The following is a 13,857-nucleotide window of genomic DNA, read 5'->3' as shown; positions in this document are numbered from 1 at the left end:
GGGGAATGTTCGTGAGTTCGGGTGACTTCGTCGACCGGGTGTTCGGCACCGGGGCGGTCGACGCCAGCGGCATGCGCCGCGGGTGGTTCGGTGCCGCGCTCGCGGCGGGATGGTTGCTGTACCTGGTGCCGCAGATCCACGACAGCTGGGTCGAGCACGGCACGGTGCGGGCGGTCGGTGCGACGGCAGCCGTGCTCGCGTTCGGCGGGCTGATCGTGACGGCGTTCGTCGTCTTCCGCAGACTCGACTGGGACGAGCAGGACGATCCGCGGTCCGTCGATCCGCGGATCTGGCCACTGCTGGCCGGCATGGCCGCGTTGTCGGTGGCCATGATGGCGCTGCTCGGCGCGTCCGCGCTCCCGACCGTTCTCTACATCGCCGTGGTCGCGATATTCTCGCTACCCACCCGGCTCTCGTCGGCCGTGGTGGTGGCGGTCTCGGCGGTGATGGTGGCAGTACCCGTGTTCGCGCCGGGTTGGTGGCTCGGCGGCACAGCGCTGGTGCTCGCGGTGATTCCGCCGGTGATCTGGCTCGCCAGAGAGATCGGCCTGCGCGGCAGGCGACTCCAGGCGATTACCCGCAGTCAGCGCGCCGACCTGGCGATCGAGGCCGAGCGCAATCGGGTCGCCCGCGATGTGCACGATATCCTCGGCCATTCCCTCACGGTCATCACCATCAAAACCGAACTCGCGCAACGCCTTATCGATGTCGACGTGGAGCGCGCCAAGGCCGAACTCGCCGACGTGGAACGACTGGCCCGCGAGGCGCTCGCCGGGGTACGCGACACCGTCGGTGGTCTGCGTGAGGTGAGTCTGCACCGAGAACTCGCCACCGCGCATACGGCGCTGACCGCCGCCGAAATCGTTGCTGTACTGCCTGATTCGACGATGGTGGACACGCAGCACGGCGAGCTGTTCGGCTGGGTACTGCGCGAAGCGGTGACCAACGTCGTGCGCCACAGTGCGGCCGAACACTGCACCGTCGTCGTCACCGAGAACAGCATCGAGATCACCGACGACGGCCGCGGCTTCGATGTCACCGCACCGTCCGGCGCGGGTTTGCGCGGGCTGGCCGAGCGACTGCGCGCGGCCGGTGGCACGCTGACTGTGTCCACGCCACCGGGCGGCGGCGTGGGCCTGCTGGCGGCGGTGCCCGCGGAAGGGAGTGCCCGATGATCCGGCTGCTGCTCGCCGACGACCAGGCACTGGTGCGCGGCGCGCTCGTCGCCCTGCTCGGTCTGGAATCCGACCTCGAGGTGGTCGCCGAGGTAGGCCGCGGCGACGAAGTCCTGGCCGCGGTGACCCGCACCAGCCCCGACGTGGCACTCCTCGACATCGACATGCCCGGCCTGGACGGCATCGAGGTCGCCGCCCGCCTGCACGCCGAACACCCGCGTGTGCGGATCCTCATGGTCACCACGTTCGGGCGCCCCGGCTACCTACGCCGCGCTATCGATGCCGGCGCGAGCGGCTTCGTCGTGAAGGACACTCCCGCACGGGAACTGGCCGACGCGGTCCGCCGGGTACACCTGGGACTACGCGTTGTGGACCCGGCGCTGGCGACCGAGACCCTCACCGCCGGAACCTCTCCGCTCACGGCGAGGGAACGGCAAGTGCTGGCCGCGGCCGCCGACGGTTCGGCGGCCGGGGTCATCGCCCAGCGTTTACACCTCTCGGAAGGGACTGTGCGCAACCATCTTTCGGCCGCGATCGGCAAGACCGGCACCCGCAACCGCGCGGAGGCGATCTTGGCGGCGCAACGTCACGGCTGGTTGTAGCTCAGCGTTCGGGCTTCCAGGTGATCTTGCCGCCCGTGAAATCCTGGGCCTTGCCGCCCTGGTAGTCGTATTCGTCGCTGGTGGGGTAGCCGTAGCGGCCGTTTTCGCCGCCCGCGCGGATCCAGTCGGCCTGGATGCTGCCCCACACCGCGTGCGCGCCGGTCTTCGCCGTCCAGTAGATGGCGCCGGTCGGGAACATGGTGAACTGGCCGTCGCCCTTGCCCGCCGCGGAGACGTCGGTGAGCGGGAAGCCCAGCGGGCTCGACTCCCAACCGAGCGCAGCCCACTTGTCGCGGATCGGGCCGCTGATCTGGTGCGCGCCGGTGCCGACGGACCAGTAGATCGAGCCCTTCTGGAAGTGGTTGTAGCGACCGCCGCCGACCGGGGTGCTCTGCTCGCGGGTGGTCGGGTAGCCGAGCTTGCCCGACTCGTTGCCCGTCTCGGCGAACTTGTCGCGGATCTGGCCCGCGACGGTGTTGGCGTTGGTGTCGGGGTGCCAGTAGATGGCCGCGTTGTTGGCGAAGGTCTGGTACTTGCCACCGGCCGCCGCGTCGGCCTCCGGTGAGGTCGGCTCGCCCAGCGAAGGCCCGCCCGCCTGGTCGTATTCGGCCTCGATCGCGCCGCCGACCTCGAATCCGCCGATCATCCTGGCCTGCGCGGTGCCTGCCATGGCCGCGGGCAGCGCGGCCGCGACGGTAACTGTCGCCAGTGCGGCCAGGCCGCGTGATCGAAGGGTTCGACGGTGCAATGTCACAGGAAACTCCCTGGTCGGATCGATATTCAACGATGTCCGGCGCTCGGGACCCCCTCCGGTGCCGCACCCGAACCTACCCGTTGGGCGCCGGTGGCAACAGTGGCGTTGCTCACCTGGGGGGATGTGGTGGTCCCGGCAGCATGATCGCGAGCCCGCGGGCGAAGTCGTCCGGTTCGACATCCCCGAGCAGCAGGTGCTGCAGGATGAACCCGGGCAGCAAGCCGATGATCGTCTTGGCGATCACGTCGGAATCCGTGCCTGGGGGCAGCCAGCCGGTTTCGCACAACCGGTCCGCGTACTCGAACCACAGCTCGCGCATCGCCGCGATGGCCGCGCGCACCGGGACGGCCGCCTCGGGCGAGACCAGGGCCAGCGCCCACGCCTGCGGGGCCAGCCGCAGCGGCCCGTCGGGTCCACTCCGCTTGACGATCTCGGTGGTGAGCAGGCGGATGACTTCTGCCGGGGGAGGCAGGGTCTCGCTGCGGATGATCTCGGCGAGCCGCTCGCGCAACGGCCCCATCGTCCGGTTCACGAGCGCGCCGATGATCTCGTTCTTGCTGGTGAAGTACCGATAGACCGCACCCGCCGACATCTGTGATTCGGCGAATACGTCCTGCATCGAGGTCTCGTGGAAGCCCTTGCGGGCGAAGCACAACTGCGCGGCGTCGAGGATCTGCTGTCTACGGCGTTCCAGGTGTTCTTCGCTGACGCGGGGCATGGGTCAAACGTAAAACGAATGTCCGTTCTTGACAAGCGAGGTGGGCGGTGTCACGGTGGAAAAACCAAAAAGAACGAACATTCGCTTTAATGGGAGAAACCGCATGACGATCACCCGCCGAGCCGTAGCTCTCGGCCTCGCGGCCACCGCGATTCAGGCCCTGATGCTGATCGCCTTCGCCTGGCCCGCCGTCAATATCAGCCCGCGCGATCTGCCGATCGCCGTCGCGGGCCCCGCCTCCGCTCAGGTCGCCCAGCAACTGCAGCAGCGCGATCCCGATGCCTTCGAGATCACCACCGTCGCCAACGCGGAGCAGGCGCGAAAGGCGATGGTCGACAATGAGATCTACGGCGCCATCGTCACCGGCAACGGTGCACCGCAGGTCTTGGTCGCCTCCGCCGCCTCGCCGGCCGTCGCCCAGCAACTCACCGTCGTCGCCCAGCAGCTCAGCGGTGTCCCCGCCGCTGCCATTCAGGACGTGATCGCCATCGATCCCGACGACCAGCGCGGCGCCGGTTTCGGCTCGATGGTCTTGCCTCTGGTCATGTCCGGCATGGCCGCGGGGGTTCTCCTCACCCTGCTGATCCCTGCCTTCGGCGCCCGCTTCGCCGGATTGGCCGCGTTCGGCATCGCAGGCGGGCTCCTGAGCACCCTCATCTTCCACACCTGGCTCTCGATCCTGCCCGGCTCCTACCTCGAACTGGCCGCCATCGCGGGCCTCGCCTCCTTCTCCGTCGCCGCCGTCATCGTCGGCCTGGCTGCCGCCATCGGCCGCCCCGGCATCGGCATCGGCGCCCTCACCATGCTGCTGATCGGCAACCCCTTCTCCGCCGCCACCTCGGCCCCCGAACTCCTACCCCAGCCCTGGGGCACCATCGGCCAGGTGCTCCCCCCTGGCGCCGCCGCCTCGCTCCTCCGCTCGGTCGCCTACTTCGACGGTGCGGGCGCCATCGCCCCCCTCGCCGTCCTATTCGCCTGGGCAGCAGGCGGTGTCGCCCTCCTCGGCCTCGGCGCCTTGCGCTCCCGCCAGACGAGCGCCCCTACCGAAATTCCTGAACCGGTGGCAGTTCCCGCCTGACCATGACCGCGAAAATGCTCCGCACGAACGACTTTCGTGCGGAGCATTTCGCTGTTGAATCGTCACCGCGACCGCTATATCGCAAGTCTTCGTGGCCTCGGTATGCGGGGATGGTTCGATACGGTATTCGCCCGAACAGGCGGAGAGGGTTGTTCGACAGAACTGAGAATATGGATGCTCACCCCTTCATTGCTGGACACCTCAGTGCTGTTTCGGCTCGCCGACGCCGAGCGTGTCCTCGTGGTAGGTGCTGGTGGCGGCTTCGATCTGCTCAGTGGGTTGCCTATCGCCTTCGCTCTGCGGGAGCGGGGCAAGACCGTGTACCTGGCGAATCTCACGTTCACCGCCGCCACGCGCACCACTGCACGCTCGGTCGCACCGGACCTGTTCGCGGTGGATGCCCACACGGAGGGGCAATCGGAATATTTTCCGGAGAAGCATGTTGCGACTTGGCTTGCCGACCATGGTCACGCCGACACGGTGTTCATGATTCGTAAGGGTGGCACCGTCTCGGTTCGTGCAGCCTACGAATGGCTGGCGCGTGAGCTGGACCTCGACAGCATCGTGCTCGTCGATGGCGGTACCGATCTGCTGATGACCGGTGACGAGGCGGGACTCGGGACCCCGGTGGAAGATGTCACGAGTTTGCTGGCCGCCTCGGCGCTGGACTTGCCGGTCAAGCTCGCAGTCTGCGTCGGATTCGGTGTCGACACCTTCCACGGTGTCTGCCACGCCCACTTCTTGGAGAACGTGGCCGCCCTTGCCAAAGCTGGTGCCTACCACGGTGTTTTCGCGCTGATGCCGGGGATCCCGGCCGTGGACGATTGGCTGGACGTCGTCTCCTGGGCGCAGCGCCACACCCCTGGCCGCGAGAGCATCGTGTGCGCGTCGATCACCGATGCGTCTTGCGGAGAGTTCGGCAACCATCATTCGCTCGCCCGCACCCGCGCCGACGGCGCTGAACTGTTCATCAACCCGCTGATGTCGATGGTGTGGGGATTCGATCTCGATGCTGTCGCCCAGCGCGTTCTGTACCGCAGCCATGTCGAGCACGCTGCCACGCCGTTCGAAGTCGCCGCTGCCATAGAGGCCTTCCGGAGCGAGGTACCACTGCGCCCGTGGCGAGACATCCCTGTGTGAGTTTCGCTGCACCGGACGCTGGCCGACTATCCGGTGCGGTAGTCGTCGGTGCCGAATTCCTGGTGGTAGCGCTGGGCTCGGGTGAGCATGCGGTGGACGCCGGCGATCATGCGGTCGGTGGGGAGGGGTTCGGCGACGATGGGGTCGCCGGTTTTCACGTAGTAGCGGCCGTCGGGGTAGTCCATCCACCAGAAGGTGCGGGCGGGGGTGGGGCGGGAGTCCAGGGCGGGGCCGGAGAGGGCGGAGATTTCGCCGAAGGCTCGTCGGGGGCGGTGGAAGATGCGGTTGAGTTGGTCGACGGAGCTGAGGCGGCCTGCTCGGTATTCGAAGTGGTCTTCTTCGGCGGCCAGTTGGTCTCGGCGGACCTCGACCGGGGGTTTCTTGCCCGGTTTCGTGCGGGGGAGCGCGGCGACGGTGAGGGCGGCTACCTGGATGGGGGTGCAGTAGGTGAGGGTGACGTCGGCGCCGGTGTCCTCGGTGGTGCCCGGCGCTTGTTGCAGGGTGGCGCCGACCGTGCCGCGGACCGCGCCGTGGAAGCGGATGATGTTCGCGTTGTCCTGGCCCACATAGCCTTTGGACTCGACCCTGGCTTCGGGGTCGAGCAGGACGGACAGTGCGCGCTCCACCGCGGGGTCGTACTTGCGGAGCAGCGTGTCGACGGCCGCTTCTCGGTGCTGCTTCAGCTCGTCGAATGCGGCGATGTCGCTGCGGTATTGGAGGGGGTAGGGGAGGCGGTCGCGCCCGTAGCCGGACCACAGGATCTCGAACTCGATTCCGGTGAATTCAGTTCGGTGCACTGTCGCCGTCTCCGCCGAGCACGGGGGGTACGGTCCTGATCTCGTTCGTGCCGAGCAGGAGCTCACCGTTTTCCTGGGTGATCAGGTAGTCGGGGATATCTTTGGTTCGGTCCTCGTCGGAGGTGCCACGCCTCGCGCCGGGGGCGCCCATGCCACCCATACCCGCCGCGCCGCGACCAGTTGTGCCCGAGCGGGTTCCAGCTGCGGCTGCCGCTACGGGGGACTGGCCGCCCGGTACTGCTTTGCCGGGGGACGCGCTCGTCGGGGTTCCGCTGCTGCCCCGGGGAGAGCCGCTCCCGCCCTGGCTGCTGCCACCAGGACGGCCGACGGCCGAGCCGCCGACGCCGAGACTGCCGACGACCGGCGTCGCCGCGCCGGGGCTGGTCGGCGTTGTGGCGGTCGGCGCTGTCGTAGTTGGTGTGATGGATTGCGTTGTAGTGGTGGTGCTTTGGGGTGCGGTCGAGCCGGGGTCGGTCGAAGACGTTGTGGTGGGAGATGGTTCGGTGCCGAATTCCTCGGACGTCGCGCCGCCGTCTGGCGTTTCCGTTGCCGGGTCTTCGGCTTTGCTGCCATCGGTGTTCGAATCACCTTGGTTACCAAAGGTGTTCGTGTCGCCATTGCTGCCGGGTCCGCTGTCATCGCCGGCGATGGTCGGTGCTGTGGGCAGGAAGGGGACGCCGTTGTCGGTTTGACCGGCGACCTGGCCGTACACCGAGCGCAGGATCCGCCTGCCCTCCTGGGTGGCCTCGTCGCGATTGTGGTCGTCGACCTTCATCACGCCGTCGGCGGGCAGCGACTTGCCGGTGACGTTGGTGCGCTCGGTGAGACCGGGCATCAACGCTTGGGTCTGTTCGATTCCGGTGCGCATCTCGCTCAGTTTAAGACTGATCGCGGTCGCGGCCTGAGACAGCGGAATCGATTGCTGTGCATAGTTGTTCACAGCGGCGACAGCGGCGGAAGCCGCCGCGCCTGTCCACCCGCTGTGTCCGTCGGCGCCGGTGACGGTGCGCGCGAACTGCTGGTTGAAACCGGTGAACGTGCCCATCAGCGCACCACCGATATTCGCCCACGCGGTGACGGCGTCATCGACGAGTCGCGGTTTCATCGCCGCTACCGCCGCCTGCATCTGCTCGAGGGTCATGCTGTCGTAGTTGTCAGGGGTGGTGATATGCGGCGGTTGGATGTCGCCGTCGAAGATCGTGGAGTAGTTGCCCGCGATCTGTCGCTCGTAGATCTTGGCCCGTTCGGTGTTCCACTGCTCCTGTGCGGCGATCACCTTGCTCTTGTAGTCCTCGTAGGTCACAGGTGTTCTCCCGTCGCGGAGATCTCGGCGCCGGTCGCTTCGTCTTGGGCGACGAAGTTCGCAATCGCCTTGGCGACAACTTCTTTCGCTGTCTGAACAGCCTCGATGTGCTTCTTGAGGACTTCGTCCAGCGGGCGGTCGCCTCCTGACGCGGTCAGCGAGAACTTCCGCTCCAGCGTCTGACTCGAATCGAACGAGCCGAAGCCTGAGATATTGCGGACCTGGTCAACCTGGGCGTAAACCTCTTCCAGTCGATCCAGGTGGTCGTCGCACACCCTGTCCAGGTTCTTGCCGACTTCGGGATCGAGTGAGAGCTGACCGGCTTCCGCCTGAACCAAGAGTTGGCTCCACTCGCCGGGGTCGATGCTCAAAAGCATGGTCACCCACTAGCTCTCGGGAAGGTATCGAGCGAAGCTGTCGGTGAGTTCGCGCACCTCCGGACATGGCGCAGGCGGCGAGGATGCGCTGACGCGGTTCAGAAGCCTGAACAGGACAGACCCATTCGGGACCTCAACGGCGACAGTACAACCCAGTTCGTACGTGGATCCGGTTGTCCGAAGTTGGAGCGCCTTGTGCGAGCCCACGGTCGTCTCGGCGAAGTCGGTGAAGTCTGTTCGTGCTCGGGATTCGGCGAGTGTGTGTTCCGACGACAGGACCGAGAACGTGTACTGCTTGGCAGAGTCCTGCCAGCTACACGTCTTCCAGCCTGTGAAGTCGACCCCAGCCACCTCGTTCTTTCGACTGCCGACGTTCAGACCAGCCCCGGTGATCGCGGAATCCGGCAACGAACACGGATCCCACACCTTCGCCTCGGCATCCACAGAAGTAGGACTCGCCGCCACACTCACACCGCTCGTCTGCGGAGCAGCCGTCCCCTGCTTCCCGTCCCCGCACCCCGTCACAGCCAACCCCGCCATCACGACAACACCGAACGTTCTCGCCACCGCACCTCGAACTGCCATGCCTTTGTCCCTCCCACAGAACCAGTGCTCGTTCATGACGTCCCCGCCTCCGAGATCGTAGTCACTGCGATGCTGATCGCGACAGTTCCGTCCTACTCCGCCGCGCAAGGTGAGGTCGCGGTCATCGAGAACCGCACTTCTTTTGTCGGCCCGACGGAGGTGTCGCGGGACGACGAGATGGTGTAGCCGTGTGAATCGCGGTAGAACCGATTCGCCGGGTCGTCGTCCGGCCGCCGGCTCGGTTCGAGTGTGAATCCCCGTGTGGTCATCACTTCGAGGTTGGCCAGCGCGCGGTCGACAAACTCCTGGGGCGGGTTCACCTCCTCCATCGTGACGCGGACCCGCCACGGCGGCCCTTCCGACATCATCGAGTTGTTGGTTCGACAGCCGACGCCAGAATAGGGCAGCGGGGCGCGTTGGATCCGAACCTGTTGCGGCCAGACGAGTTCGAGATTGTGCTCGACAATCGGACCCGCTTCGGCGACAGTCAGCCCCGTTGTGTCCTTGATCTCCTGGTTGGTCGGACCTTCGTTGATGAAGGCGCTGCACCCGGTCAGACTCGCGGTGGCAAGCACCGCGAGTACGGCCGTCCTCATGTGATGTCGATCTTCTCGCCGAGTTGGGGGTTGTCGGTGACGCGAGGGTTCGCGTACGGGTCGAGGTTCGGGTTGCCGAAGGCATCCGCGAGGGCCGCGGCAGCGGCGGCCTTCGATGCATCGAATCCTTCCTTGCCACCGTCGCCGTTGTCGCCCAAACCGATGTCGACATATCGTGTTTCGATCCCGCGCTCGACGTAGGCTGTCGCGTCCGATCCATTGATGACGCCGACGATGTTCTCGAACGCTGTCGAGCCTGGGTCGTCCCAGTAGTTGCCGTGCCCGTCGCTTCCGAAGACGACCTCGCTGCGGTGGTCGGTCGATTCGTCGCTGTAATAGCCGGTGTCCAGGCGGATCACGCCGGGTACTTCATCGGGATCGCCACCGAGAACGTCCGAGGCGTGAGGATTGCCGGGCAGATGAATCCCGCCGGGAATGGTCAGCCCGCCTTCAGGGTAGGACTGCACGACGCCGATCAGATCGCCGGGCGCGGTCATGGAATAGCGCTGGACATCCGGGTTCGGATTGTTCCAACCACCGTCGAACACGCCGGTTCCCGCCGACGAGGCGTGCAGTACACGGTCGGCCCGAAGGCCCAACTGCTCGGCTGACCCGACGATCGAGCCGCCGTAGGAATGTCCTACGTAGGAGACCGGCGTTCCAGGTGCGGTCGCCCCTACCTCCCGGTCGATCTCGCGGCCGAAGTCGACGAGCCGAGGCGCCATGTCGGCCGCGAATTTCGGGCTGGGCGCACCATCGGAAAGGCTGGTCAGACTCTGCGGGAAGTCGCCCTCCATGTACAGGAAGATCGGGCCGCCCGTCTGATCGGCGAGATTCCATGCGGCTACGTGATTCGACCCCGAACCGTTGAGATTGGTGCTGGTGCCGGGCACATACACCCCGACCCCGGGTGCACCCGACTTCATCTCACCGACCATCTCGATCATTCGACCGTTGCCCTCGGTGCTGAACATGACGAACTTGCGGTCGACCATGCCCAGTTGCGCCGTCGCCTTGTCGCCGGTCGACGCGGCGGTGGTGTCGAGAGTGCCCGCACCTTCGGGGTTCGGGACCGGCGCCAGCATCGCCTCCAACTGCTTGATCCGGGATTCGTCGCGGTTCGGCTTCGCCTTCTCCGACGTCAGCGCGTTGCGGACGTTGATCTCGTTGGCCTCGATCCGCATCACGAACGGCACCCCGTTCAGATTGCCCAGCTTCTCCGGCGCCGCGATCACCAGTTGGCGTTGCGCTTCGAGACTTAATCCGGCCAGGAAGGTCGCCCGTTCATCCGGCGACATCGCTGCCAACTGGATCGCCACGGCATCCGGATCCTGGACCGACCCGTCGGCGAGAGTGATGTCGGGTTGACCGTCGCGCATCGCGCCGAGGTCGCCCACGGACTCGCGCAGGCGCGCCCCGAACAGATTGTCGAGGCGCTCGATTTCGTCCAACCCACTCAACAGGTTGAGCTGAAAAACCCCAGCGTCGCCTTCCTTGCCTGGATCGGGATGAGTCACCCGCCCGTCGGCGCCAACCGCGAAACCCTGCGCGACCGCGAGGTTCTTCTGGTCCAGCACATAGGTTTTGGAGTGTTCGAGGCCCAGATAGGCATCTTCGGCATCGTCGGCGACCCGCAGCAGCACGGTGCGCACCTCGTACCCGTGATCGACTTCCTCATCGATGCGTCGCGAGGCCGCGTCCTTGGTCTGCCCGTGCCAGCTACCCGCCGCCGAAACCGCGCGTGAGCAGTCGTCGACCGAGGTCGAGAGGACATCGGCATTGGCGCGGGCCGCTTCGGCGGCACGATGCAGGCCCTCGAGATTCCAGGTGTCGAGTTGGGGGATCGTGGGCCGCATCAGCGGGTACCGAGCTTCCCGATCTCGCCCGCGGTCTCGACGTCCCTGGCCTGGATGTCGGCCGAGAACTTGTCGACGAGGTCGGCCAGCGTTGTGTACCGGGTCGCGATCGAGTCCATCGCCTGCGAAGCCGGGTCGGACAGCCCCCGTACCGCGGCGAGTACGTCGCTGCCGTCACCGGTCGCCTCGGCCGAAGCCGCCCAGCTCAGCGCATCGACTTCGCCTGCCTCCCGACGCCAGGTCGTCGCCATGGTCTTCAACTGATCGGGCTCGACGCCCAAAGTCGGACTCACGATGGCCCCTCCTTCGATGCCGAAGGACTACGCGCCCGTGCGGGCCGGTCCCTTCGTGAAGGTTGGACGGGGCACACGAAGCGAAGGTTCCATCATGTGAGGTGAGTCACACGGAGGCGGGCGCGTCCTCGTCCGCGTCGGTCCGGCTGTGCACGCACTCGCGGCAGGTGCCGAAGATCTCGAGCGTGTGGCTCACCTCGGTGAATCCGTGATCGCTCGCGATCTTCTCGGCCCATGCCTCGACCGTCGGACCCTCGACCTCGACGGTGCGCCCGCAATGGCGGCAGACCAGGTGGTGATGGTGGCCGCTCGAGCACTGGCGGTAGACGGATTCGCCGGTGTCGGTGCGCAGCACATCGACCATGTTCGCGTCGGCGAGGGACTGGAGGGTGCGGTAGACGGTGGTCAGGCCGATGCCCTCGCCGCGTTTACGGAGCTCGTCGTGCAATTCCTGTGCCGAGCGGAACTCGTCGGTATCGCTGAGCAGGGCCGAGATGGCACTGCGCTGGCGGGTGCTGCGAACCCCGACCTGCTTCGCGGAGGTGTTGTCTGCCAACGGTTTATCCTTCCTCGGCATGGGCGACGGCATCGACCACGATATGGGCCAGATGATCGTCGACGAGTTCGTAGAGCACCTCGCGACCCGAGCGTTCGCCGTGTACGACGCCCGCCGATTTGAGAATGCGCAGATGCTGGCTGACCAGCGGCTGGGTGACGCCGAGTGTGTCGACCAGCTCGTGCACGCAGCGCGGCGACTCACGCAACTGCAGCACGATGGCGATGCGTACCGGCGCGGCCAGTGCCCGCAGCAGCTCGCCCGCGTCCTCGAGCACCGTGCGCGACGGCACGGCGGCGGGCGCGGGGGAGTGGTACGGGTTGTGCGGGTGCGCGGGCGCGGCCTCGGTGGTCATGAACCAACTCCTTATTGGAAACAGATTCCATTTTGATATGCATAATTGCGCATGTCAAATGACGCGCCGCGCGGACACCTCGGCTGCTGCAAACCCACTGGACGGGTCCCGATACGCTGGACCCACTTACGTACGGTAGGCCGCATCGAACACCGGTACGGCATGCCGAACAATTCCGACTCGCAGTGGATGGAGAAATCTCGCGTGGCACCCAAGTCGAAGGTGGACACCGTTGCCAACCTCGCCAAGCGCCGGGGTCTGGTCTACCCGTGCGGTGAGATCTACGGAGGCACCAAGTCGGCGTGGGACTACGGTCCGCTCGGCGTCGAACTGAAGGACAACATCAAGCGGCAGTGGTGGCGGACCATGGTCACCAGCCGTGACGATGTCGTCGGCCTCGACTCCTCGGTGATCCTGCCGCGCCAGGTCTGGGAGGCCTCGGGCCACGTGGCCACCTTCTCCGATCCGCTGGTCGAGTCGCTGCACACGCACAAGCGTTACCGCGCCGACCATCTCATCGAGGCCTACGAGGCCAAGCACGGCCACCCGCCCGCCAACGGACTGGCCGACATCAACGATCCCGACACCGGCCAGCCCGGCAAGTGGACCGAGCCGCGTAACTTCTCCGGCCTGCTCAAGACCTTCCTCGGCCCGGTCGACGACGAAGAGGGCATGCACTACCTGCGTCCGGAGACGGCACAGGGCATCTTCGTCAACTTCAAGAACGTCCAGGAGACCGCGCGCAAGAAGCCGCCGTTCGGCATCGCCCAGATCGGCAAGAGCTTCCGCAACGAGATCACGCCGGGCAACTTCATCTTCCGCACGCGTGAGTTCGAGCAGATGGAGATGGAGTTCTTCGTCAAGCCCGGCGAGGACGTGGAGTGGCACAAGTACTGGATCGAGACCCGCCTGGCCTGGTACACCGACCTCGGCATCGATCCGGAGAACCTGCGCCTGTTCGAGCACCCGAAGGAAAAGCTGTCGCATTACTCGGCCGGCACCACCGACATCGAGTACCGCTTCCGCTTCCAGGGCAGCGAATGGGGCGAGCTCGAGGGCATCGCCAACCGCACCGACTACGACCTCAAGACGCACTCGGAGCACTCCAACGTCGACCTGAGCTACCGCGACCAGGCCAGCGGTGACCGCTACACGCCCTACGTCATCGAGCCCGCGGCCGGTTTGACCCGTTCGCTGATGGCCTTCCTGGTCGACGCCTACACCGTCGATCAGGTGCCGACCGCGAAGGGCACCACCGAAGAGCGGATCAGCCTGCGTCTGGACCCGCGTCTCGCGCCGGTCAAGGCCGCGGTGCTGCCGCTCTCGCGCAACGCCGACCTGACCCCCAAGGCCAAGGATCTCGCCGCCCAGTTGCGTCGCAACTGGAACGTCGACTTCGACGACGCGGGCGCCATCGGCCGCCGCTACCGTCGTCAGGACGAGATCGGTACGCCGTTCTGCATCACCGTCGACTTCGACACCATCGACGACCATGCCGTGACGATCCGCGAGCGCGACTCGATGGCCCAGGAGCGCATCGCCCTGGACAAGGTCGAGTCCTACCTGGCGGCCCGGCTGATCGGCGCCTGATTCTTCACGTCGAACGAGCCCGCGCCGGCAACTCGGTGCGGGCTCGTTCGCGTCCGCGATGTGGGCGGTTGATCACACCGCG

At 66.4% G+C, this 13,857-nt stretch carries 16 protein-coding genes; 5 read left to right on the top strand and 11 right to left on the bottom strand.

Going from position 1 to position 13,857, the window contains the following annotated elements; genetic code table 11:
- Positions 1 to 11 precede the first annotated feature (11 nt).
- Both NS1_RS24890 and NS1_RS24885 read left to right on the top strand, forming a co-directional pair.
- The gene (locus tag NS1_RS24890; RefSeq protein ID WP_255284678.1) at positions 12 to 1,175 is read left to right on the top strand and encodes a sensor histidine kinase; all 1,164 of its coding nucleotides are present in this window, start codon (positions 12 to 14) and stop codon (positions 1,173 to 1,175) included.
- Entirely contained in the window at positions 1,172 to 1,777 is a 606-nt protein-coding gene (locus tag NS1_RS24885; protein WP_062988227.1) for a response regulator transcription factor, read from the top strand. The genes NS1_RS24890 and NS1_RS24885 overlap by 4 nt, the downstream gene beginning before the upstream one ends.
- Position 1,778: 1 nt before the next feature.
- Here NS1_RS24885 and NS1_RS24880 read toward each other — a convergent pair whose 3' ends face one another.
- Together NS1_RS24880 and NS1_RS24875 are read right to left on the bottom strand one after the other, a co-directional pair.
- Entirely contained in the window at positions 1,779 to 2,531 is a 753-nt protein-coding gene (locus NS1_RS24880; RefSeq protein WP_307592861.1) for an LGFP repeat-containing protein, read from the bottom strand.
- Between the two features lie 109 nt (positions 2,532 to 2,640).
- On the bottom strand, positions 2,641 to 3,249 hold the full coding sequence (locus NS1_RS24875; RefSeq protein ID WP_062988225.1) for a TetR/AcrR family transcriptional regulator: 609 nt from the start codon (positions 3,247 to 3,249) through the stop codon (positions 2,641 to 2,643).
- A 103-nt stretch (positions 3,250 to 3,352) separates the two neighbouring features.
- Between NS1_RS24875 and NS1_RS24870 the strand changes: the two genes are divergently transcribed.
- Positions 3,353 to 4,327 (top strand): hypothetical protein, encoded by a 975-nt coding sequence (locus NS1_RS24870; protein WP_062988223.1) that lies wholly within the window; start codon positions 3,353 to 3,355, stop codon positions 4,325 to 4,327.
- Between the two features lie 174 nt (positions 4,328 to 4,501).
- The gene (locus NS1_RS24865; RefSeq protein ID WP_062988221.1) at positions 4,502 to 5,467 is read left to right on the top strand and encodes a DUF1152 domain-containing protein; all 966 of its coding nucleotides are present in this window, start codon (positions 4,502 to 4,504) and stop codon (positions 5,465 to 5,467) included.
- Between the two features lie 26 nt (positions 5,468 to 5,493).
- Here NS1_RS24865 and NS1_RS24860 read toward each other — a convergent pair whose 3' ends face one another.
- The 9 genes from NS1_RS24860 to NS1_RS24820 form a co-directional block, all read right to left on the bottom strand.
- Positions 5,494 to 6,264 carry an ESX secretion-associated protein EspG gene (locus NS1_RS24860; RefSeq protein WP_056821355.1) on the bottom strand — a complete coding sequence of 257 codons (771 nt, stop codon included), beginning with the start codon at positions 6,262 to 6,264 and terminating at the stop codon, positions 5,494 to 5,496.
- Complete coding sequence (locus tag NS1_RS24855) at positions 6,251 to 7,567, bottom strand: hypothetical protein (protein ID WP_062988219.1); 1,317 nt, start codon at positions 7,565 to 7,567, stop codon at positions 6,251 to 6,253. The genes NS1_RS24860 and NS1_RS24855 overlap by 14 nt, the downstream gene beginning before the upstream one ends.
- Positions 7,564 to 7,944, bottom strand: coding sequence for a hypothetical protein (locus NS1_RS24850; RefSeq protein WP_084504379.1), 381 nt, complete (start codon positions 7,942 to 7,944; stop codon positions 7,564 to 7,566). The genes NS1_RS24855 and NS1_RS24850 overlap by 4 nt, the downstream gene beginning before the upstream one ends.
- Positions 7,945 to 7,953: 9 nt before the next feature.
- Positions 7,954 to 8,565, bottom strand: a complete 612-nt coding sequence (locus NS1_RS24845; RefSeq protein ID WP_062988215.1) for a DUF3558 domain-containing protein — start codon at positions 8,563 to 8,565, stop codon at positions 7,954 to 7,956.
- 56 nt (positions 8,566 to 8,621) lie between these two features.
- Positions 8,622 to 9,125 carry a hypothetical protein gene (locus NS1_RS24840; protein WP_062988213.1) on the bottom strand — a complete coding sequence of 168 codons (504 nt, stop codon included), beginning with the start codon at positions 9,123 to 9,125 and terminating at the stop codon, positions 8,622 to 8,624.
- Complete coding sequence (locus NS1_RS24835) at positions 9,122 to 10,981, bottom strand: alpha/beta hydrolase family protein (protein WP_062988211.1); 1,860 nt, start codon at positions 10,979 to 10,981, stop codon at positions 9,122 to 9,124. The genes NS1_RS24840 and NS1_RS24835 overlap by 4 nt, the downstream gene beginning before the upstream one ends.
- Positions 10,981 to 11,274 (bottom strand): type VII secretion target, encoded by a 294-nt coding sequence (locus NS1_RS24830; RefSeq protein WP_255284677.1) that lies wholly within the window; start codon positions 11,272 to 11,274, stop codon positions 10,981 to 10,983. Before NS1_RS24830 ends, NS1_RS24835 begins: the two co-directional genes overlap by 1 nt.
- A 106-nt stretch (positions 11,275 to 11,380) precedes the next feature.
- Entirely contained in the window at positions 11,381 to 11,851 is a 471-nt protein-coding gene (locus NS1_RS24825; RefSeq protein WP_056821346.1) for a Fur family transcriptional regulator, read from the bottom strand.
- Entirely contained in the window at positions 11,835 to 12,185 is a 351-nt protein-coding gene (locus NS1_RS24820) for an ArsR/SmtB family transcription factor (RefSeq protein WP_056821345.1), read from the bottom strand. Before NS1_RS24820 ends, NS1_RS24825 begins: the two co-directional genes overlap by 17 nt.
- Positions 12,186 to 12,374: 189 nt before the next feature.
- On the opposite strand from NS1_RS24820, the gene NS1_RS24815 reads away from it, so the two are divergent.
- Positions 12,375 to 13,775, top strand: a complete 1,401-nt coding sequence (locus NS1_RS24815) for a glycine--tRNA ligase (RefSeq protein ID WP_174562677.1) — start codon at positions 12,375 to 12,377, stop codon at positions 13,773 to 13,775.
- The last annotated feature ends 82 nt before the right edge of the window (positions 13,776 to 13,857 follow it).

It is taken from the genome of Nocardia salmonicida NBRC 13393 (genome assembly GCF_001613085.1).
Taxonomy (GTDB): domain Bacteria; phylum Actinomycetota; class Actinomycetes; order Mycobacteriales; family Mycobacteriaceae; genus Nocardia; species Nocardia salmonicida.
Note: the sequence above shows the minus strand (reverse complement) of the source record. Positions and strands in the feature narration are given on the sequence as shown.